We start from the raw sequence: 20,460 nt of genomic DNA, 5'->3' as shown, positions 1-20,460 counted from the left end.
GCGTCTTCAAGGTGTCGCGCGCGGGCACCGTTGGGCAGCAGGCTGATCGGCACACGCTCGCCGGTGAGTGACACCTGGTAGCGCGCACAGCCGAGCCACTGATCCTCGCTGTCGCAGTAGTAGTCGCGCCAACCTTGCAAGCTCGCCCTGAGCAAGGGGAAGAGGGGGCATCCTGCGGCGTGCGAGCAACTCACGTTGCTCCCTTCTGACCGGCGCACACCGCCCTGTTCCGTGAGGGCGGTTGCCGTTCTCGGTCTCTTGCCCTCGCCGCGCCCCGGGTCGACGATCTGAAAAGGCGCGGTGATGGCCTGTCACGATGCGGAGCAGTGTCTTCCTTTCTCGACCGGGCGAGATGGAACCATTGTTTTGGTGTCCCGAGCAACCTGAGGGGGATTCTCGCCGTGACCGCTTGACATTGCTGACTGAAACGTGCCACGCGATATCGAGTCAGTTGTTCGTGGAGATGGTGCATGTATGGGGGGTGTCTGTGGCGAAAATGTGAATTCGACTGTGCCGAAACTGCTGATATTACTGGGTCGTCAATGAGGCGTGAATGAAGGGGAATCATGTGCCGACCCGCGGTCTGCCAGTCATGCCGGAAGGCGACCTACGAGGGCTGCGGGAGGCACGTGGAGCAAGTGCTCGCCGGCGTGCCAGCACCTCAGCGGTGCATGTGCGAGTCGGCGGAGCGCGTTCCGCGACGCATGGACCGTTCACCCGGCCGCTCGAAGGGTGGCTGGTGGACCAGGCTCATCGCGTGGATGAAAAGTCCGGCATGAAGTCTGTGCATTACCATCCCAGTGATCTACGTCACTGCGGCCTGCGTTTCCCGTGATGTTCGTCGGTAGGGCTGCGCTGTAGATGTGGGCCACTCCTGTGCTGGGTGTGCCTCACGTGACTTTTCTCTGCGGCCTTTCCCGGCCTTCTGATGGGGTGGATACGTCGTGAGTCGTCGTACGTCGCATGCGTACAGACCGCTGAGCCTGAAACGACGGGCGTGGCTGACGCTCGGTGCCGTGCTCCTGGGAGGTGGCGGCGTGGTGACGTACGCGGTCGCCAGTCCCTCCGGCGGACCTGCGGCGGTCCGGGCCAAGCGGCCCGTGAAGGTCTACGACCTCGCGCTCAAGGGGACCACGGGCGGCAAGCTGGAGCTGCCGCGCACGCAGACGCGGCAGTTCTCCCTGGTGGGCGTCTCCTGGACGGGGGCCGTCAAGCGGCTCGACGGCACGGCGCAGGTGCGCACCCGCAGCCTGGACAGCGGTGCGTGGAGCGCCTGGCACGACCTTGAAGTGAACATCGACCCGCCGGAGCACCCCAAGACCGGGATGCGCGGCGCGTCCGAACCTCTGTGGGTCGGTCCCTCCGACGGCGTCCAGGCCCAGGTGGTCCACAAGGACGGCACCACGGGTGCGCTGCCCAAGGGACTCCAGGTCAACCTGGTCGACCCGGGCGTGGTGACCGACGCCGAGACCAAGGCGACCGAGCCGGCGGCGTTCGTCGCCGAGGCGAGCAGCCCAGCGGCCACGCCCACCGATTCCACGGCACCCACCGACGGTACGACCGTGACGCCGACGGACGGCCAGACCGGCACGTCCCCCGCGCCGACCGATCCCACGTCCCCGGCCGCCACCGACACCACGGCCACGGCCACGCCCACCGGTTCGGCGTCCGCCTCCGTGTCCCCCTCGGATTCGACGAGCGCGTCCCCGAGCCCGTCGGTCACCACGCCGTCCGCGCCGCCGTCCACCGTGCCCGAGCCGCCGATCACCTCGCGCGCCGACTGGGGCGCCGACGAATCGCTCAGCCCCGACCCATCGCAGTACAACGCCGACGTCAAGGCCGTCTTCGTCCACCACACCGACGGAGCCAACGACTACTCCTGCGCCGACTCGGCCTCCATCGTGCGCGGCATCTACGCGTACCACACGCAGGTCAACGGCTGGAACGACATCGGCTACAACTTCCTCGTCGACAAGTGCGGCACCGTCTTCGAGGGCCGCAAGGGCGGCGTCGACCTGCCCGTGCTCGGCGCCCACACCTACGGCTGGAACCGGGAGTCCGCCGGCATCGCGGTGCTCGGCGAGTACACCTCCACCAGCGCCTCCGACGCCGCCCTGGCCTCCATCGCCCGCCTGGCCGCCTGGAAGCTCGGCCAGTACGGCGCCGACCCGGCCGGCACGGTGCAACTCAACGCCGGGGCAAGTCAGCAGAACTACTTCGGCACCAGCTTCACCGCCGGCACCGCATACACGTTCCAGCGGATCTCCGCCCACCGCGACGGCTACAACACCCAGTGCCCGGGCAACTCGCTGTACGCCCAGCTGCCCACCATCCGCGCCTGGGCGGCAGGCCCGGTGCAGGGCCTGCAGGTCACCTCGGTCGGCGGCGCGGGCCTGGCCGGCTCGACGTACTACACCAAGGGCGCCGTCACCCTGAACTGGACGACCACCACGCCCGGTTCGCTCATCTCCAAGTTCGAGCTGCTGGTCGACGGCAAGGCCGTGACGTCCGTCGCCGGCACCGCCACGTCCGCCGGCACCACCCTGGCCCTCGGCAACCACACCGTCGCCGTGCGCGCCGTCCACCAGTCCGGCAAGACCACCACGAGCGCCGCGGTGAACGTGGTGGCGGAGACGACCGCGCCGACGTTCACCACCACGCCGAACCTCTCGCTGCGCACCGGCACGGTCAACACCGGCGCCGTCCCGGTCACCCTCGGCTGGAAGGCCACCGACGACGCTGCGCTGCAGAGCGTGAAGCTGCTGTCGCCGACCACGGCCACCTTCGGCCCGACCACCACCAGCTCCAGCCGTACCGCCGCGTCCGGCACCGCGGCCACCTGGTCGATGCGGGCCTACGACTACGCCGGCAACTACCGCACCGCCTCCCCCTCCTACACCCCGGTGATCCTGCAGGAGACCTCGGCGGTGAAGTCCGGCAGCTGGACCACCCGTTCCTCCACCAGCTACCTGGGCGGGAAGTCGTACTCCAGCGGCGCCAAGGGCGCGAGCCTCACCTGGACCTTCACCGGCCGCTCCGCCTCCTGGGTGGTCTCCCGCGCCTCCAGCTCCGGCCAGGCGTACGTCTACGTCGACGGCGTCAAGGTCAGCACGGTCGACCTGAAGTCCTCCACCACCCTCTACCGGCAGGCGATCTGGACGAAGACCTGGTCCAGCAGTGCCAAGCACACGGTCAAGATCGTCGTGGTGGGCACCAGCGGCCGCCCCACCGTCACCACCGACGGCCTCGTCTACATCAAGTAGTCCCCCAACCCCGTGGGGTGTACGGCAGCACAGGGGCCCTTGTCCCGCCTGGCCGGCCAGGCGGGACAAGGGCCCCTTGCCGATCGGGCGCTGTCTAGGGCCGGTCGGACGGCCCCTTCGACGGTCTGGTCTCGGTGCTCGGCTTGCCCTGACCTTTGCCCGTCTTGTTCGCGTTCTTCGTCCTGCCGGTCTTCTTGAACTTGTTCGTCCGGGTCGGCGCCGGGGCGGTGTCGTCCGCCGCCCCGGTCAACTGGGCGCAGTATCCCGCGACCTGTTGTTCACCGCCCGCGGCTCGGACCAGGCGTTGCCATGCCGTGGCGTTCAGCGCATGGCCACGGCCCTTGATCCTTTCGTAGGCACGGCAGTGGGCCTCGATGTCCTTTGCGGTGCCGGGGTGAGAGGGGAAGGCGGTCGCTGCCGTCCCTGGCCCCGTGGAGGGGTAGCCCTCTTCGCCAGGGGCGGGCGTGGGCGGCCGACGCGTGCTGTTACCGGTGCCGACCTTGGCAGCGTGGTGCCGTGCGCCGTCGACCACGCCGACGGAGGCGACGGCGACACCGCCCAGCAGGGTGCCGGCCGCGAGGGCGAGGGCGCCGCCGCGTGCCCAACGCTGCTTTCGCGTCCTCGGCCGCCAGTCGTCCCGGCGCCGGGTACGCACGGCCTTGTCGCTCGCCGTGCGTGCGGCGCGGAAGGCGGTGAGGGCGGCCTGTTCCGCACGGTCGTCCCCGGCCTGCTGACGCAGCGCCTCACCGAGCCGCTCGGCGAAGTCGTCCAGGCCGGAGGGGTTGTCGCGTTCGGTGGGGCCGAGGCGTGGGGCGTCCTCGGGCCGGTGAGCCTTGCCGCTCAACCGTTCGTCTCCGTTTCGGTGGGTGCTCATCCCTGCTCCCCCGGCGTCCGCGCGACATCGCGTGTCACCTCGCTGGTGTCCAGCAGACGGGCGAGGCTCCTCAGGCCACGACGCTCCAGGACCCGTACGACAAGGACGGGCCTGCCCATGACCCGGGCGACCGCCCGTTCGTCGAGGCGTACGACACGGCGGAGGAGGACCGCCTCCGCTTGGGCGTGGGGCAGCCGGGCGACCAGGGTCTGGGCCGTCTCGGCGGACAGCACTGATCCGGGCGCAGGATGGCCGGTGTGGTCTCCGGTGGGGGGCGTCCCGGTGGCTGCCGAGCGGGGCGGTGCGCCGTGACGCCGGAGGTGGCCGCGTGTGTGGCGCCGGGCGATGCTCGCCGTCCAGCCGCGGAATCCGTGTCCGTCGCCACGAAACCGTGGCAGCTCGCGGGCGATCTCCCGCCAGACGGCGGCGGTCACGTCCTCGGCGCCTTCACCCAGGAGCCCGCGCAGGTAACCGTGCAGGCCGGGCTGGACCGCTCGGTACAGCACCGAGAACGCCGCCTCGTCACCGTCCTGGGCCCGTGCCACTGCCGTGCTCAGCGCCAGATCATCGGCCGACATACGCTGAACACGCCTTTCCTTTCGCACGATCGATCCGTCCCCCACGGGCCGAGTAACGCCCCGGAGCGTACGGCACGTCATACCGGCGTCCCAAATAGTCCGTGGCCACTCCACGCAACTCCCGCGCCGGGCGCGCCCGTGCCTGTCAAAGCGCCCGGTCAGGCTCGGCGTTCCGTGTCGTCGTCAGGGATGGCCCAGGAGGGCCGGGCCGGGGAGGCCGCCTGCCGTGGTCGCCGCGCGGGGCCGGGCCGCGACGGGAGAGCGGGGGTGGTGGCCGGTCGCGGCGGACCGGATGCGGGCAGAGGCGTGAGCTGCCCTGGGCCGGCGGGTGACGAGCCGCGCGGTGGCGTGAAGCGGGCCACCTCGCTCGGGCACATGCCGAGCAGACGCCCGGCGTCACCCTGGCTCACGTGGAGCTTGTCCACGAGCTCGTGAACAGCGGCGGCGATCGCCTGACTCTCGGCGGCGACCGCGGCCGCCCGGCGGCGCCGCGCTTCGGCCACCGACCCCAGCACGGGTGCGAGTTCGGGCACCAGAAGGTCCAGCACGATCACGTCCGGAGGGACCCCGACGGCTTCGGCGACGAGGCCGCGCGCCAGGTCCCCCACGCTTTCCAGGGTGCGGCACTGGCTGTGGAGGTCGAGGCGGGGGATGTCGACTGCCCACCATCGGCCGATACGGTGCAGCAGGACCTGGAACTCGTAGCGGGGACTCATGGGCTCTGCGTGCTCTCCCTTCCGTCGGCCGGGGCCGTTGCTCACGGGCTGACACACGGCTCGCGAACTCCGCTCCCTCGGCCCTGCCGGGAACGGCCGGGTAGGCGTGGTCAGCCGAGGCACAGCCCGAGCAGGCAGACCTCCGTGGGTGACGTCGACGCCTGTGAGGGTCTGGTGCTCTGGGGCGTGCCCGGCTTCGTGCCGTCGTCCGTCGCGGGCGCCGACTGCTGTTGCGCCGTCGTACCGGAGCGCTCGGGGGTCGTGTGGCCGGCGGTCGAGGCGGTGCTGCGCGGCTGCGGGGTCGCCGTCGCCGCCGGGCGGGCAGGAGCTACGGCGTCCGGCCGGGCGATCGGTTTCGTCGCGCTGGGCGTCGCCGCGAGGGACTGCTGCCGCGGTGCGTTGGTCGTCTGCGGCTGCGGCTGGGACGGGGCGTGTGACGGCCGCTGGGAGTGTCGAGCGGTCGCCGGTGCGGCGGCCGGGGGGCTCTGCTGGGGCGTCTGCTCCTGGATGGTGCTCGTTCTCGGGTCGTCCGGTGCCACGGCTGCCTGTGCCCGGTCGGTGGAGTGCCGGTCCATCAGGGCGATGCTCAGGCCGCCTCCGACGAGTGCGACAGCGCTCGCGACCGCTGCCCGGCGTTTGTTCTTCCTCCAGCGTGCCAGGCGGCGACGGCGTGCCGCACGCCCCGGCCGCGCGGGCGGCAGGTCCTCCGCGCCGGCGGCGACGTGCGGGTCCACGTCGATGGCAGCGGTGGACTCCGTCGCACCGTCCGGGATGCTGTCGTGCCACGTGACGGAGGCCGCGGGGTCCCGGTGGGCCGTTGGGACCGGTCCGGCGCTCGTCGTCGCCGGGGGTGAGCCGCTGTGGCCCTTGGCGGCGGGCGGGGCTATGTCCGGGGCGTAGGCGCCGCACCCGGGGCACACCAGTGCGCCGTTGAGGTGCCGACGGCATGTGGAGCAGTAATCCATCTGCGGTCTTCCCGTCTTCTTGGTTCGACGTGCCGTCGGCCTGGGCCGCGGCTTGGTCCTTGGGTGAGGAGGGGACACGCGGACGTACCCGCGTCGAGGCCCGCCCCTACGGCGGCGACCCGCGCCGCTCCGGCTGACCGGTCGCGGCGGCCCGGGTGCGGTCGTCCCGACGACGGGCTTGCCGACCCGCATCCCGTCCGGTCAGCAATTGCGCTGACTGGTGCCGCGTGCGTTCCGCGGCGAGTTGAGCTTCGGTTCGGTCCGATTTCATCGCGATCAATAAAGAGGCCGGTCCACGGTCAGGCTCGGTTGAGCCGGGCAGCGATCCCGTGACCGATCAGCAAATAAATGACGGCCGGTAGACCGTAATTGAGGACGACGCGTAGCCCCTCTGTGTCCATCGTGAAAATGTCCTGTGCCCACCAGGACAGCCAGCCCGCTGTGCCCCGCACGAATTCGACGAACACATTCGCACGGTTGGCGTCGAGCAGGAACAGCAGGATCCACAGGCCCAGCAGGCCCGCCGCAATGTCGACGACCGTGCAGATGGTGATGGCCGTACGCCGTGTGGTGGCCTGACGGTGCGGCGAGCGGTCCGGGCCCGGCGGCTCGTTGTAGGCCTGGTATCCGGGAACCGGGTCGATGTTTCTCACGGGGATATCCGATCTGACGTAGTGCCGTGTCTGCGTGCTCGCGTCAGGGCACCCCGATTCAGCCGGTCGGTACCCCGCTTCTCCCTACTTCTGCGTCCCGTATGCACTGCAGCGTTACACCGACGCCTGTGATGTCGCGAATATGGCTTCCTATGCAGGCACTTACCGGCATGTTCACACGCCGGGCCAATTTTCCGGACGAAGTGGAGGAGCGTGATTCGGGTGCCGCCAAAGTCCCCGGCCGCCGGTGTTGGCGTAATTTCGTGACCGGATTATGAAGGAGTCCAGGGCACTCCTTCACAGAGTTGTCGGTCTCGCAACCATTCCCGTCCCTCCGTGACACTCCTGACCTGTGGCGCGCTGTTGGAAGTGACCCCTGGTGGGGTCATGGCGCCCATCCTCCGGGGGGAGGTTTGCAGGCGCTGACGTGCTGGGGCAGGTTCGGTTCCCCCCGTGCCGGGCCTGCCCCTGCTCTCCCGGTTCGGAGAGCCGTGTGGCCTTGGGTGTCCCAGAGGTGTGACGGACCGTCACTCCGGTGCGCTGTAGGAGTGGGCCCAGGAACCAGGGACCCAGGGGCCTCGTGGCACCTGCTCGCCCCCTGTTCCGAGCGGGTGGTCGCGCAATGAGGGGCAGGCAGGTGAATCCCCCGTCGTCTGCCTGCCCCATGCGCACCCCGGCGCCCGGTCCGAGAGGGAGTGTGCATCGGCCCGGGCAACGGGGACCCGAACGCCCGCAAACCGAACAACCGGGCCCGGGGGAACTACGAGCAACGCGATGATCGGGGTTGGGTGTGCAAGGTCTGCTGGCGGACCGCTATGAGTTGCAGGAGCTGCTGGGACGCGGCGCGATGGGCGAGGTCTGGCGAGCCTGCGACCAACTCCTCGGGCGGCCCGTGGCCGTCAAGCTGCTGCATGCCGCGGAGCCGGCGGACGCCGAGCGATTCCGCCTGGAGGCCCATATCGCGGCCCGGCTCAACCACCCCAACGTCGTGGGCATGTACGACTTCGGCGCGCACCACGACCAGGCACACCTGGTCATGGAACTCGTCGACGGCTGGAACCTGGCCCAGGAACGCTCCCTGCGCGGCGCCCTGCCCCCGGCCGAGGCGGCGGCCATCACGGCCCAGGCGGCCGCCGGCCTCTCCGCGGCACACCAGCAGGGAGTGGTCCACCGGGACGTCAAACCTGCCAACCTCATGCTGACCACCGACCGCACGGTGAAGATCACCGACTTCGGCATCGCACGCTTCGCCGAGGAGGCCGCCAGTAACCTGACCGCCACAGGCAAGATCATCGGCACTGCCGACTACCTGGCTCCGGAACGCGCGCTGGGCCGTCCCGCGCAGCCCGCGTCCGACGTCTACTCCCTCGGTTGTGTCCTGTACGAACTGCTCACCGGGCGGCCCCCGTTCAGCGGAGCCACGTCACTGGCCGTGGTCCAGCAGCACGTCAGTGCCACACCTGCGCCGCCCGACCGCCTGCGCCCCGGCATACCGCAGCCGCTCTCCGACTACGTGCTGCGCATGCTCGCGAAGGACCCGGCCCAGCGGCCCACCGCCGAGCAGGCAGCCGTCTGGCTGGCCGCGCAGAACGGGACACCACGACCGGCCGAGCACGGCACCACTCTCATGCCCACCCCGGCATTTCCACCGCCTCCGGCCCCGCTGGCCGGTGAATCCCGTGCCGGCACGCACTCCCGCCCCACCGGTCGCCGCAAACTGGCCTCCAAAGCCGTTCTCGCCGGCGCCGGCCTCGCGCTGTTCGCCGGGGCCACGGCCCTCGGAGCCTCGCTGAACTCGGGTGCCACGGCACCTGCGTCTCCGGTCTCTCCCTCACCCGCTCGCATCGCATCAACGCCCGCCGGTCGGACCCCGGCCACGACGCCATCGCCTGCCCCTGCGTCCGCCCGGACGTCACCCAGGCCGGCACCCGGTGGCGACAAGGGCGGCGAGTGGTCAGGCAAGCACGGCGACGGGAACGGAGGAAAAGGACGGCGACGGCACTCCGGCGACTGAGCCGCTGGGAGAGGCCGCGTACAGCCGTGACGGCGGGCAGAGGGACCAGGTTCGCCTGCGGGAGCTCCTGTCCGGCCGGCCAGGCACACGGCATGGAGCGTGTGCTCTTCGGCCGGCTGGAGGGCTGAGACGAGGCAGGGCCGGGCCCGCGCCGCAGTAGTGCGGCGCGAGCCCGGCCCTTGTCGGTCAAAGAGCGCCGCCGTCAGAAGGCGCCGGTGCCGTTGGGCGTGCCGAGGCCGGTCGGCCCGTCGTATCCCGAACGCGCGGTGCACAGGTAACTGCCGCCGCAGGAGCCGTTGCTGCCCGACGTGACGTCGTTGAGCGCCGACCTGTGGCTGTACGGATACGAGCCGTTGACGACCTGAGAGGTGTTTCCGGCCAGTGCGTAGACGCTCGCGATGATCGGCGACGAGACGCTGGTGCCACCGACTTCGACCCATCCGTCGGCACCCTGTGCGACACCGAGTTGAAGCTCGGTGTCGCACAACAACCCGCCGCGGCAGCTGCTGTACGTGTCGTAGACCGCCACCCCGGTGTTCGGGTCGGCGACCGCGGCCACATCGGCCACGGTGCGCTTGGCGCATCCGGAATCGTGCTGCCAGGACGGCTTGGCCTCGTACGCCGAGCAGCCGGAGCCCGCGCCGCTCCAGGCGGCCTCGGTCCAGCCGCGGGAGTTGGACGCCTTGCTCAGCGAGGTGCCGCCCACGGCGGTGACGTACCGGGAGGAGGCCGGCCAGGAGACGCCGTAACCGGAGTCACCCGAGCTCGCCGTGATCGCGACGCCGGGGTGGTGGAAGTGCGAGTCGAAGGAGGTGATGGTGTTGTCCTCGGACCCACCCCAGCTGTTGGAGACCGAGACGACGCCCGATGTGGTGGCGGCGGTGTCCTCGGCCTTCATGAGATCCGAGACGGTCGCCGACTTTGCCTCGACCAAGAGGATGTGGCAGCCGGGGCATGTCGCCGAGACCATGTCGAGGTCGAGGCTGATCTCCTCGGACCATCCGTAGTCACCGGAGGGCAGCGGCGATGCCTGGCCGCTCTGATTCACCTTGCGGAAGCAGCCGTTGGCGTGGGTGCACGAAGGCAGACCGTAGGCGCTGCGGTAAGCGGCCAGGTCGGACTCGGCGTTCGGGTCGTCCATGGCGTCGACGATCGCCACCGTTCGACCGGATCCCGAGGTACCGCCCAGCTTGTATGCGGAACGCAGCTCGGACGGCACGTACCCCATCGTGGTCGGGGAGCCGGTGGTGAACGGTGACATGCGGCCCGAGGTGGTGCGGTGGGCCTTCATGACGCCGAAACAGCGGACCTGTCCTGCTCGCAAGCGATGGAAGCAGCCGAAGCCCGTCGTACCCGCCGAGGCGGACGCGCGCGGGGCGGACGGGAGAGCGGCGGCCTGGGCACCGGTGGCCAGGCCGATGGTGAGGGCGGTGACGGTGAAGGTGAGCATCGCGGTGAGGGCAGCTGCCATCCGCCGCACCCGCCGTCTCGGTCGGTGCCGGTGGATCACCAGGGATCCGGAGGGTATCTCGCGTCGGTGCATCAAGCCTCCGTGCGGTTTCAGGCGGTTCGGGAGGGCCACATGACGAAAACCACCCTTGACAGACGGCATGTCAGGGCAGCTGCGGGCCGGATGGTTTCACCATGCGGTCGCCGTCTTCCGCCGGTCAAGGCCATGCCGATGCAGGTGTTGTGGGGCTGCCGCGGTGAGCGAGTGAACCGCCGGTGGCGCTGGCGTGTCCGCGGTAGTGCTCTGGCCGCCACCGCCTCCGGGTTCTGTGTGGTCCGGGGGCGGACAAGGTAAGCGCGTTGCGCGGCCGGGAAGCTGTAACCGGTGCTTGGCGGTGGCTCACTCACCGGCTCGCCGCCTCCATCAGCACCAACCTCTTACCAGGCCAGGTGAAAGGCGCTGACCTGCGGGACTGCGCGGGCGTGTCGTGGCTGTGGCCGCGAAACGCGGCAAACTCGCTGCTCCTGACGGTCACCGTGACCCGTACGGACGCCGCCCACACCACGACGCCCGTGCAGTGGACCGTGCCCGTGGGAACCGACGGCACGACAACGGTCAAGGACACGCCGTCCATCGGTGGCGCCAACACCTACACGGTCAGCTACCCGGGCGACGCCTCCCACAAGGCGGCCACCGCGTCCGCGATCGTCCAGGTGTCCCGTACCGCGACGGCCCTGTCCGTCACCACCAACGCGTCCTCGTACGCGTACGGCGCGACCGCCACCGTCACCGCCCACCTGGGCACGACGTACAACGGCCGTACGGTCTCGATCTACGCCCAGCCTTACGGCGGCGGGAAGACGCTGGTCAAGACCGGCACCGTGGACACGGGCGGCAACCTGTCGGCCACGTACAAGCTCACCCGCAACACGACGTTCACGGCGTCCTTCGCGGGCGACTACCGCTACGCACCGGCCACAGCCACCCACACCGCCTACGACCAGGTGAAGATCGCGGAGACGCTGGGCGGCTACTACACGAGCACGACGTACAGCGGCGTCACCTACCGCGTGTACCACCACACGGTGAAGCCGCGGGTGACCGCCGTCGTGACCCCGAACAAGTCCGGCCAGTGCGAGAGGTTCCAGGCCCAGGAGTACTACAGCGGCGCCTGGCACGCGCTCACCACCTCGGGCTGCTACTACCTCGACCCGAACAGCACCTGGGTGGCGCAGCTGAGCCTCACCAACGCGGTCAACCAGAAGTTCCGGGTCCGCTCGGAGTACGTGCACAGCACGCAGGACAACACCAACCTGACCACGTGGGGCGGCTGGCTCTACCTCACGGTCAGAACCTGAGCCGCCCCGGCGGCGATCGGCCCGGACACCCGCGACGGCGGTGCCCGGGCCGGAGGGCCGGTTGTACGCCTCTGTTGCACTTCAGGCCCGCGACATCATGTGCGGGCCCAGGGGTGGGGGCCCGGCTGTGGTGCGAGGGAAGGTGCGTACACTGTCGTGACTTTGAGCGGACTGGGTACCGGCCGCCGGCGTGCTCCCCTTACCCCCCACCACGGCCGGCGTTGAGCGCCCGGTGCGCTCCCTTCATGGGGAGGAACGGGTGGCTCAACACCCTCACAGACGCGGCCGTCTGCTGGCCGCGGCCACCGCGACCGTGCTAGCGGCAACCTTCGCTGTTCCCGTCGCCTGGGCGGACACCGCCGCACCAGCACCGGTCACCGCGCCAATCACCCTGCCGGCCGAGACCGTTCCGGCCTCCGTCGGCCCGGGCCAGGTCGTCGACGTCTCCTCGACCGGCGTCCTGCACGGCAGTTACGGGAACAGCTACGCCTGGACCGACTTCGCCTCAGGGACGACCACACGACTGGCGTTCCCGTCCGACACCCGGGCAGCCCGGTACGCCGGCAACGGGCTGGTGGCGTTCTACGCCAACGGCGCCGGCGGCACTCCGCTGGTGTTCCAAAGCCTTTCCGACGGCAGCCGCCGGACGGCCTGCGACTGCTACGTGTACGGCGCCTTCGCCGGAAAGGCCCTGGTGTCCGACCACGGCAGGGGGCTGGCAATCGCCTCGCCGGACGGCACCCTCACCCCGGTCGCCGCGCCGACCGGCGCCGTGTTCAGCGGCTCGATCCGGGGCGGTGGGGACAACGATCACGTGATGATCCCCTATGAGCAGAATGGCGCCCAGTACTACTTGTGGATCAACGCTGACGGCAGCAACTCCGTGATCGACGCGTCCTCGCTCCCGGGGACGGGACAGTTCGCTGTCGGCGACGGCAAGCTCGTATTTCTGAACGGCGCCGGCGACGTCCGGGTCTTCGCCGCAAGCGACGTCACGGCGCCCCCGGTGTCCGTCACCCTGAGTCTGCCCGGCCCGTCCCGCCTGGTCGGCGTGGTGGGGGACAACCTCGTCGTGGTCACGCCGGCAGGGGGTTCCGGCTTCACGTTGTCGGCGCTCCCGCTGAACGGGGGGCCCGGCCAGTCCCTGGGCACTGGATACCCGGTCACCGTGCCGCTCACCGATCCGGAGTCCCCGGACGGCAAGGTCGTGGTCGCGCAGACATCGGCGTCCGGCACCACCATGCGTGTGCTGACCGCCGCCTCCGACGGCTCCGTGGACTCGACCGCGTTCGCGGACTTCCCAGTGACCACCTGGCGGCCGGACGCCCTCGCGCTGGCGAACGGGGAACTGGACGCCGCCTACACCAGCCCGTACACCCCGGACAGTTCCCGGATGCAGCACACCGAACTGCCCGTCGATGCAGCGGGGAGCACGGGTGCGACCACCTCACTGAATGCCCTGCCGCAGGGTGACGCGCTGTTCGCCTCCGCGGACGGCTCACCGGTCGTGGTGGACGCGGCGAACGGCGACATCATTTCGGGCGCCGGGTCCAAGTTCTCCACCGGCCTGTCCGACCTGCGCGATGTCCAGGTGGCCGGTTCGACCGAGGCGTTCAGCGGCCTGACACCGGCAGGGACCCGGATCCTCCAGGTCGATACGGGCGGCAACACGCAGGAGCGGCCGTTCAGCACGTTCGCGCTGTCCGCGACCACCCTGTGGACCCAGACCGCGCCGGGCACGGTCACCGGCGTCAACCTGAACACCCTGCCCAGCACCGCCCCCGCGCCCGGCACCTTCACCGTCGCGGACTGCCCGCTGTCGGTACTGCGGGCGAACGGACCGTGGATCTACTGGGCCTGTGCCACGGCCGACGGCGGCGCCGGGGTCTACAACACAGTGACCCGCACCTCGGTGCCCGTGCCGTGGACCGCCGACGGGGACACCGCGCTCGGCGACGGGTTCGTGGCGACCGTCTCCGGCAACACCCTCAGCCTCACCGACGTCACCAGCGGTACGGCGCAGACCCGCAAGGTCGCCGACCTGGCCGACCCCGTGCTGGGGCAGGGCTGGACTGTCGACCCGTACGGCGGAGGGATCGCGTACGCGGGCAGCGACGGCACGGTGCACGTGGTGCCCAGCGGAGTGTCACCGTCCGATGTGGCCCTGTACGGCCAGACGACCGGCGTCAGGAACGACGGCACGGGGTGGCAGGGCACGTGGCAGGTCTCCCGGCCGATCGCCTCCTGGACGCTGACCGTGACGCGCTTGACCACCGGCAAGGTCGTCAGCACCGTCACCGGCGGTCCAGCCCGCGCGCAGTTCACCGCGCAATGGGACGGCACCGAGCCGGGCATCACACGCCCCTCGATCGGGCCCTACAGGTGGAAGATCACCGCACGGCCGGCCGACGGCCGGGGCCCGGACGCCACCACCACGGGTAGGACCCTGCTGCCCGGCGGCGCACCCGCGTTCCACGACTTCCAGTCGGCGAGCGGCCTGCCGGACGCCTTCGGCGACATTCTGGTCCGCACCTCGGCGACCACCTTCTCCTTCAAGGACAGCACCGGAAACGGCTCCTTCATCCCGCTCCAGGACAAGTCGACCTGGCCCGCCGGCACCACGGTGGTGCCGTTCGGTCCTCTGCGCGACCGGAAGACCAACGACGTGCTCGTACGCACGCCGTCCGGTGATCTGCGCGTGTACTCGAACCTGTACAACAGAAACGCCTACACCGACCTGGGCACCGGCTGGAACCAGTTCAAGTGGCTCGGCTACGCCGGGGACGGCAACGGGGACGGGTACCCGGACCTGCTGGCGTGGAGCGCGTCGAACGGCAACCTGTACCTGTACCCGGGCAACGCCCAGGGCCGGTTCGGGGCGCGGACACTGCTGCGCACCGGCCTGGCCTACACCAAGCTGATCGCGGTCGGGGACGTCACCGGTGACGGGGTGGGGGACCTGCTGGCGTACGACTCCAAGCGGAACCTGTGGCTCATGGCCGGCAACGGCAAGAGCAACTACGCCGCGCGCAAGGAGGTCTTCGCCAACTGGGGGCAGGCCTACAACACGATCACCGGCGTGGGCGACGTGACCGGTGACGGCAAGGCGGACCTGCTGGAACGTGACTCCGCCGGCAACGTCTGGATAAACCCCGGCCGCGGAGACGGCACGTTCGGCGCACGAATCAAGGCCGGCGCCGGCTGGCAGAACTACCTGAATCTCTACTGACGGCCACACGGCGCGGGGCCGGAGGACAGCCCTCCGGCCCCAGACCTACTCCAACCAGGCCTACGCCGTCGGCTGACACGCGGCGAGTGATCACCGCACGCAGCAAAAAGGCCCGGGTCTGTGACCTGGGCCTTCTTCATGGAGCGGGTGACGAGAATCGAACTCGCGCTCTCAGCTTGGGAAGCGACGAAGCCTGGGCGGGTTCCATCGGTCCTGACCAGCGCAGACACCTGGTCCTTGAGGTGGTCGCGTGGGCCGGATCGCACCGCTGTTGACCGTGGTTTTCCGTCCTTACGGGCACGCTATGGGCACGACTCCGGAGCCATCGGCCAGGGGGACAGGGCGACGGACATGGGAAGGATCCTGCGTCCAGGTGCCTCTTGCCCAGGACGTGCGTGGCTGCGGATGTGTAGGCGGGGTCGGCTACCGGCTGCCGTTCGACGTCGACTCCGTAGGCGCGGGCGAGGCCGTCGAGGCCGTCTGCCCATCACTGACCGAGGGGCCGTGGCTTCCATGCGGGTAAGCCGTCGCCAGTGTGCCGATACAACTCGGCGACGACCATGGCTCGGACATCCGGGTTTGCGGAGGGCTGGAAAGCCCGCCTCCGAGGCCCTGGTGGCCGCCGGCATTCCGAAACCGGCCGAATGCTTCACCGACCGCCCCTTCGCCGAGTACCGACCGGGCCATGGACCCGGAAGGCAACTGGTTCGACCACTCGGAACACGGCTTCGGCGGCCCGTGACCGCCGTCCGACGCCACCGGTTCCTGAACCCCGACCAGGCGTTCATCAACCGGCCCGGACGGTCCCAGGACGGGGGCAGCACCCACGCGAACAGCTCCCGGAACCGCCCGGATCAGATCAGTCGGCCAGCCGGTTGACGGCACCGGCGGTGATGCCCTCCATGTAGCCGGGGTCGTCGCTGGGCTGACCGGTGAGTTCGACGATGCCGAACCTGTGGCCGCTGCGGATCACCGCGACGCCGCCGGCAACCTTGCCGTCGCCGCTGAAGGCCGGGTACCAACTTCCCTGGCCGGCCTTGACGGTGATCGTGTGACCCTTGCCGTAGTACCAGTGACCACGCGGCTCGTCCTGGCAGCCGCGCACCAGCTTGTCGAGCTGCTTCGCGTACGAGGCCGCCGATGTGTCGGTGGTACCGTCCGCGACGGATTCGGTCAGCGAGGTGCCTTTGGTGTCGAAGGTCCAGGTCACGTCGGCATAGGCGGCGGCCTTCCCCTTGGTCAGCTCTCGCATCGTCTCCTCGCCGGAGCATGCCGAGAGAGCTTGCTTCCCGGTCAGGTCCACCGTCGCGCGGACCGGGGCCAGGCCCTGCTGGAAGAAGTCGTCACTCTGCATCAGGTTGGCGGAGCCGAGGCCGGGTTCGGCAGGAGGGGCGGCAGGGGCGGTTGCCGACCGACTCGCAGAACTCATGTCCGCGCCGGCGGCGGGAAGCGCGCCGATGCCGACCGCTATCAGGGCGGCACCGACGGAGGCGGCTGTTCCTGCGGTACGACCGCGACGCGCGAACTTCCTGCGGGCTGCCTGGTTGTCGAACATCTCATCTCCTGTCTGGTCGCGACGCGGTTGGCGTCGTCATACATCTGGGAGATGCCGGAGGTACGGGAGATGTTGGATAGCGATCTGCCACGATCGACGTGATCCATGTCACGTCCGCTGGTGGGACGGGGCTGGTCTCAGAGCCGTGTCACGGCCGTACGGACGATCCGCGTCATCGCAGCCGTGTCCAGGCAGGCATCAATCTCCAGGACCCCGTAGTGCGAGCCGTTGCGGAGTATGGCGACGCCTCCGCACGGCTCCTTGCCTCGTGGTGCGGTCCCTGTGGTGTTCAGGTCACCGCCGTACACACCCATCCAACTCGCGGTGATGTCCACAGCGACGTCAATCGTGTGCGTCGGCCCGTAGACCCAGTGGGTGGCAGGCTCGCTCTGGCACGGCACTTCCTCCAACAGCAGGCGTTCCGCGTAGTTCTGAGCCAGTGCGTGGCTTCCTGCGTCGTCGGCGACTTCGCGTGCGACCTGATCGTCGATGTTCGCCGCCTCGGTAGGGTCGCCGTGGCCTGTGTCCTTGCTCGTCACCAACCCGCGGAAGTGCGCGTCGTACGATCCGAGCGTCTCGCCGAGGGTCTTCTCGCCGGTGCAGGTCGCGTTGGCGTAGTTGCCGTCTCCGACGCGATCCCGCACGTAGATGCGCTTGGAGAGACCAACCTTCCTGAACTCGGCCGCTGTCAACAAGTGCCGGTTCGTCATGGGCCCGCTCGCGGGCCTCGGCGTCGGAGAGCCGTTGCCCGGCGAGGACGCCGCAGCGCCTGGCGTCACCGTCGGGGTGGCCGGAGCAGAGGGCGCGGGCAGGACGAACCGGCCGGTCAACAGGCCGAGTCCGATGGCTACCGCCAGGATGACGACGATCGTCCGAGGACGCACGGCAGCACCTCCCGGCCCGCGGTCGAGCTGATGCCAGGTGAGAGCGGGAGGCCGGGGCGTCTCACAGGCCACCGCCGAGGCGGTCCCGCATGAAGCGACGGGCCTGATGGATGCGGTCCTTGACCGTGCCCAAAGGAGCGTCGGTGATCTCGGCGACCTGAAGATAGGTCAGGTCTCCGAGATCGCGCAGCACGAAGGACTCCACCAGGGCCGGGTGCCGCTCCTCCAGTGCGGCCAGCGCCTCCATCAGGTCCAGGCGGGTCCCCGCGATGACGCTCGTCGTCCGTGGGTCGACACCGTCGGGAACGACGGCATGACTGTCCTCCGCGCGTCGGCGCATCGAGCGATACGTGGACCTGGCGGCGTTCGAGGCGATCACTGTCACCCAGCCGAGGAACGAGCCTCGCCCGGTGTACTCGTGCAGATGTGTACTGATGGACAACAGGGCGTCCTGCGCGGCCTCTTCGGCGTCGGCGTGGTGCGGAAGAAACCGGGAGCAGCGGCGCATCACGGTGGGCCGAAGCCTGTTGAGGAGGCGGTCCAGGGACGCCCGGTCACCTGCCTGGGCTGACGCCACGAGGTGCGTCAGCTCATCCTCCTCGAGCACCCTGCTGTCCCCCCGCTATCGTCCGACCTGGACCCCACTGGGTCGCACGGAAGTTCCCGACTACAGCCGGCCACATCCACCACATCGCCCCGGGAAAAATGTTGCCACATGCAGAAGCTAGGTCGTTATCTCCTTGAGGACAGGCTGGGAGCCGGTTCGTTCGCCACCGTCTGGAAGGCATACGACCCCGAGCTCGACACCGATGTCGCGGTCAAGGTGCTGGCCGACAACTGGGCGTCGAACGCCGATGTACGACAGCGCTTCCTGGCGGAGGCGAGGCTGCTCCGCAGGATCTCCAGCCCACGTGTCGTGCGCGTTCACGACGTCGGCGTCCAGGACGACCGGCCGTACTTCGTCATGGACTACGTCCGAGGCGGCACGCTGGCCGAGAAGACAGGGCACTGCCGGCCTGCGGAGGCGCTCCGGCTCGCGGCCGAGGCCGGGTACGCAGTTCAGGTGCTCCATGATGCGGGCGTCATCCACCGCGACATCAAGCCGTCGAACCTGCTGCTCGACACCGGCCGCACGCCTGCCGCCGTACTTGTCGCGGACCTCGGCAGCGCGAAGCGACTGGCCGACGCGTCGGGGCTGACAGTCACCACCGGCACTCCCGCGTACATGGCGCCCGAACAGGCCTTCCAGACGGGCGGGTTCGACGGTCGAGCCGATGTGTACGCCCTCGGCGTCGTCGCGTTCGAGTTGTTGACCGGACGCAAGCCGTTCGGGTCGGGCGGTCGCACCGTCCTTGTGACGCAGCAGGCGTCGACGACGTCGTTGCCGTCCCTTCCCAGGGAGCTGGGGGTTCCGGACGGGATCGAAACACTGCTTCGCGCTGCGCTGTCCGTCGAACCTGACGAACGACCGCAGACCGCAGAGGCGTTCGCGGATGCGCTGCTGTCACGGGAGGGAGAGGAGTGGGCGTCGGTCAGGTCTTCGGGGCCGACGCGCCTGATGGTCTGGCTTGCAGCGGTCGTCGTGTTCCTGATGACAGCGGTGCTGACCTGGTTGTTCCGCTGAACTTGCGGGTACCGCGTCCCATACAGAAGGTGCCGCCTGTTCGCGAGCGCCGCAGCAGGTTCCGGCACGACGCTCGCCGCAGCTCATGGATTGCCTCGGTGCCTTCGGCCTGCTGGGGAGACATTGCTGTCCGCGGTGCACTGCTGGGCGAGCGGGCGCACTGCACCGGCCGCGCCCGCGGCGCGACGTACCGGTGACGAGTCCGCCCGCTCGCGGATCTCCTTGAAGCCGCAGTCGAGGATGTTCGCCCTGTGGCCGGAGCTGTTCGTCCAGCCGTCCATGACGCTCTCGGGAGAGTTGTACCCGTAGGCGACGTTGTCGCCCGCCGACCTGTACTCGTACCCGACACGGGAGAGCCGGCCGCTCATGGTCGAGCCGTCGGAGCCGGGCGCTTCTGGCCGTACGGCCTGGACCATGACAACGAGTACTCGAACACGGCGGCCGACCGCCATGTCCAGATCATCGCCGCGATGGTGCGTGACGGCCTGCAACTCCGCCGGGGCGGCGCGACCCGGACCGCCGAGGGGACAACAAAACCCCAGGCCGCTGACCTGGGGTTTCTCTCTGGAGCGGGTGACGAGAATCGAACTCGCGCTCTCAGCTTGGGAAGCGACGGCGCTTACGGAGGCGGATAGCTTCTGACCTGGGCCTCGTGCGACAGACCCACCTGACCACTGATCTTCACCTCGTCCAGCGCAGCACGCAGCTGGACGACCAGCCGCAGCCGAATCGCCGGGGCCAGATCATCCAGACCGGCGCAGAACCGCGCCACGTCCGCCTTCAGGAAGCCGATGGGGCGAGGACGCACAGGGCCTCGGAGGTGGTCTCGACCGGGCGGAGGGCGGTCTCCTGTTCGAGCAGGCCGTCGAGGATGTAGAAGGAGTCGCGCCGGGTGCCGGGGATCAGGATGCCGTGCAGGCCGCTGAACTGGTCCGAGAGGAAGTTGTAGAACGTCGCCCCGTGCCGACGGGTGCCGAAGTATGTCGGGTTGCGTCCCGAGTTGAGGGTGCGGATCGGGGTGATGAAGCGCAGTCCGTCGGCGGAGGCCGGCTCGCCGCCGCCCCACGCCTGTACCAGGGGCAGGCGCATGTGGTAGTCGACAACAGGGATGGGTTGCAACCTGTGGCAGCAGGCCAGCCCGCAGCACCACAACCGAACACTCCGGCCGGTTCCCATCCGCAAGCAGACGGACAGGACCGGTGCGCATCGTTCCGGACGTGGGGGGGGGGGGGGGGGGGGGGGGGGGGGGGGGGGTGGCGTAGCCTAGGGGGGGGGGGGGGGGGGAGTGTGGGCGGTG

The 20,460-nt window shown here is 69.8% G+C and carries 16 protein-coding genes and 1 pseudogene; 5 read left to right on the top strand and 12 right to left on the bottom strand.

What is annotated here, in order from left to right:
• Positions 1-983 precede the first annotated feature (983 nt).
• Entirely contained in the window at positions 984-3,263 is a 2,280-nt protein-coding gene (locus ACZ5NH_RS15570; protein WP_468776172.1) for a peptidoglycan recognition protein family protein, read from the top strand.
• Positions 3,264-3,357: 94 nt separating this feature from the next.
• Here ACZ5NH_RS15570 and ACZ5NH_RS15565 read toward each other — a convergent pair whose 3' ends face one another.
• The 5 genes from ACZ5NH_RS15565 to ACZ5NH_RS15545 form a co-directional block, all read right to left on the bottom strand.
• On the bottom strand, positions 3,358-4,137 hold the full coding sequence (locus ACZ5NH_RS15565) for a hypothetical protein (RefSeq protein WP_468775541.1): 780 nt from the start codon (positions 4,135-4,137) through the stop codon (positions 3,358-3,360).
• Positions 4,134-4,715 carry an RNA polymerase sigma factor gene (locus tag ACZ5NH_RS15560; RefSeq protein WP_468775539.1) on the bottom strand — a complete coding sequence of 194 codons (582 nt, stop codon included), beginning with the start codon at positions 4,713-4,715 and terminating at the stop codon, positions 4,134-4,136. The genes ACZ5NH_RS15565 and ACZ5NH_RS15560 overlap by 4 nt, the downstream gene beginning before the upstream one ends.
• 158 nt (positions 4,716-4,873) lie before the next feature.
• Complete coding sequence (locus tag ACZ5NH_RS15555) at positions 4,874-5,431, bottom strand: hypothetical protein (protein ID WP_468775537.1); 558 nt, start codon at positions 5,429-5,431, stop codon at positions 4,874-4,876.
• Between the two features lie 110 nt (positions 5,432-5,541).
• Positions 5,542-6,396, bottom strand: coding sequence for an SCO2400 family protein (locus ACZ5NH_RS15550; protein WP_468775535.1), 855 nt, complete (start codon positions 6,394-6,396; stop codon positions 5,542-5,544).
• A gap of 299 nt (positions 6,397-6,695) precedes the next feature.
• Entirely contained in the window at positions 6,696-7,049 is a 354-nt protein-coding gene (locus ACZ5NH_RS15545) for a hypothetical protein (RefSeq protein WP_468775533.1), read from the bottom strand.
• Positions 7,050-7,839: 790 nt separating this feature from the next.
• On the opposite strand from ACZ5NH_RS15545, the gene ACZ5NH_RS15540 reads away from it, so the two are divergent.
• Positions 7,840-9,063: a serine/threonine-protein kinase gene (locus ACZ5NH_RS15540; protein ID WP_468776170.1), complete on the top strand. Its 1,224-nt coding sequence runs from the start codon at positions 7,840-7,842 to the stop codon at positions 9,061-9,063.
• A 202-nt stretch (positions 9,064-9,265) separates the two neighbouring features.
• Here the strand turns inward: ACZ5NH_RS15540 and ACZ5NH_RS15535 are convergent, their stop codons facing one another.
• Positions 9,266-10,534, bottom strand: a complete 1,269-nt coding sequence (locus ACZ5NH_RS15535; RefSeq protein ID WP_468775531.1) for a S53 family peptidase — start codon at positions 10,532-10,534, stop codon at positions 9,266-9,268.
• 515 nt (positions 10,535-11,049) lie between these two features.
• Between ACZ5NH_RS15535 and ACZ5NH_RS15530 the strand changes: the two genes are divergently transcribed.
• Both ACZ5NH_RS15530 and ACZ5NH_RS15525 read left to right on the top strand, forming a co-directional pair.
• Positions 11,050-11,871, top strand: coding sequence for a hypothetical protein (locus ACZ5NH_RS15530; RefSeq protein WP_468775529.1), 822 nt, complete (start codon positions 11,050-11,052; stop codon positions 11,869-11,871).
• A gap of 259 nt (positions 11,872-12,130) precedes the next feature.
• The gene (locus ACZ5NH_RS15525) at positions 12,131-15,100 is read left to right on the top strand and encodes an FG-GAP-like repeat-containing protein (protein WP_468775527.1); all 2,970 of its coding nucleotides are present in this window, start codon (positions 12,131-12,133) and stop codon (positions 15,098-15,100) included.
• An 859-nt stretch (positions 15,101-15,959) separates the two neighbouring features.
• Here the strand turns inward: ACZ5NH_RS15525 and ACZ5NH_RS15520 are convergent.
• The 3 genes from ACZ5NH_RS15520 to ACZ5NH_RS15510 all read right to left on the bottom strand — a co-directional run bounded on the left by ACZ5NH_RS15520 (position 15,960) and on the right by ACZ5NH_RS15510 (position 18,146).
• Positions 15,960-16,655 (bottom strand): hypothetical protein, encoded by a 696-nt coding sequence (locus ACZ5NH_RS15520; RefSeq protein ID WP_468775525.1) that lies wholly within the window; start codon positions 16,653-16,655, stop codon positions 15,960-15,962.
• A 137-nt stretch (positions 16,656-16,792) separates the two neighbouring features.
• Positions 16,793-17,365, bottom strand: coding sequence for a hypothetical protein (locus ACZ5NH_RS15515; RefSeq protein ID WP_468775523.1), 573 nt, complete (start codon positions 17,363-17,365; stop codon positions 16,793-16,795).
• Between the two features lie 235 nt (positions 17,366-17,600).
• Complete coding sequence (locus tag ACZ5NH_RS15510) at positions 17,601-18,146, bottom strand: RNA polymerase sigma factor (RefSeq protein ID WP_468775521.1); 546 nt, start codon at positions 18,144-18,146, stop codon at positions 17,601-17,603.
• 108 nt (positions 18,147-18,254) lie between these two features.
• On the opposite strand from ACZ5NH_RS15510, the gene ACZ5NH_RS15505 reads away from it, so the two are divergent.
• Positions 18,255-19,163 carry a serine/threonine-protein kinase gene (locus tag ACZ5NH_RS15505; protein ID WP_468776167.1) on the top strand — a complete coding sequence of 303 codons (909 nt, stop codon included), beginning with the start codon at positions 18,255-18,257 and terminating at the stop codon, positions 19,161-19,163.
• A gap of 83 nt (positions 19,164-19,246) precedes the next feature.
• Here ACZ5NH_RS15505 and ACZ5NH_RS15500 read toward each other — a convergent pair whose 3' ends face one another.
• From ACZ5NH_RS15500 to ACZ5NH_RS15490, 3 genes and pseudogenes are all read right to left on the bottom strand, one after another.
• On the bottom strand, positions 19,247-19,579 hold the full coding sequence (locus ACZ5NH_RS15500; RefSeq protein ID WP_468776165.1) for a CAP domain-containing protein: 333 nt from the start codon (positions 19,577-19,579) through the stop codon (positions 19,247-19,249).
• A 203-nt stretch (positions 19,580-19,782) separates the two neighbouring features.
• Complete coding sequence (locus ACZ5NH_RS15495; protein WP_468775519.1) at positions 19,783-19,935, bottom strand: hypothetical protein; 153 nt, start codon at positions 19,933-19,935, stop codon at positions 19,783-19,785.
• A 41-nt stretch (positions 19,936-19,976) separates the two neighbouring features.
• A pseudogene (locus tag ACZ5NH_RS15490) lies at positions 19,977-20,255 on the bottom strand (Tn3 family transposase); the annotation flags it as partial.
• Positions 20,256-20,460: the final 205 nt, after the last annotated feature.

Source organism: Streptomyces sp. NPDC031426 (assembly GCF_055581585.1).
Note: the sequence above shows the minus strand (reverse complement) of the source record. Positions and strands in the feature narration are given on the sequence as shown.

Coding starts and splice junctions, on each gene's coding strand:
- ACZ5NH_RS15505 (WP_468776167.1), top strand. CDS start 18,255: ATGCAGAAGCTAGGTCGTTATCTCCTTGAGGACAGGCTGGGAGCCGGT.
- ACZ5NH_RS15550 (WP_468775535.1), bottom strand. CDS start 6,396: ATGGATTACTGCTCCACATGCCGTCGGCACCTCAACGGCGCACTGGTG.
- ACZ5NH_RS15560 (WP_468775539.1), bottom strand. CDS start 4,715: ATGTCGGCCGATGATCTGGCGCTGAGCACGGCAGTGGCACGGGCCCAG.
- ACZ5NH_RS15555 (WP_468775537.1), bottom strand. CDS start 5,431: ATGAGTCCCCGCTACGAGTTCCAGGTCCTGCTGCACCGTATCGGCCGA.
- ACZ5NH_RS15500 (WP_468776165.1), bottom strand. CDS start 19,579: ATGGTCCAGGCCGTACGGCCAGAAGCGCCCGGCTCCGACGGCTCGACC.
- ACZ5NH_RS15565 (WP_468775541.1), bottom strand. CDS start 4,137: ATGAGCACCCACCGAAACGGAGACGAACGGTTGAGCGGCAAGGCTCAC.
- ACZ5NH_RS15515 (WP_468775523.1), bottom strand. CDS start 17,365: ATGACGAACCGGCACTTGTTGACAGCGGCCGAGTTCAGGAAGGTTGGT.
- ACZ5NH_RS15520 (WP_468775525.1), bottom strand. CDS start 16,655: ATGTTCGACAACCAGGCAGCCCGCAGGAAGTTCGCGCGTCGCGGTCGT.
- ACZ5NH_RS15535 (WP_468775531.1), bottom strand. CDS start 10,534: ATGGCAGCTGCCCTCACCGCGATGCTCACCTTCACCGTCACCGCCCTC.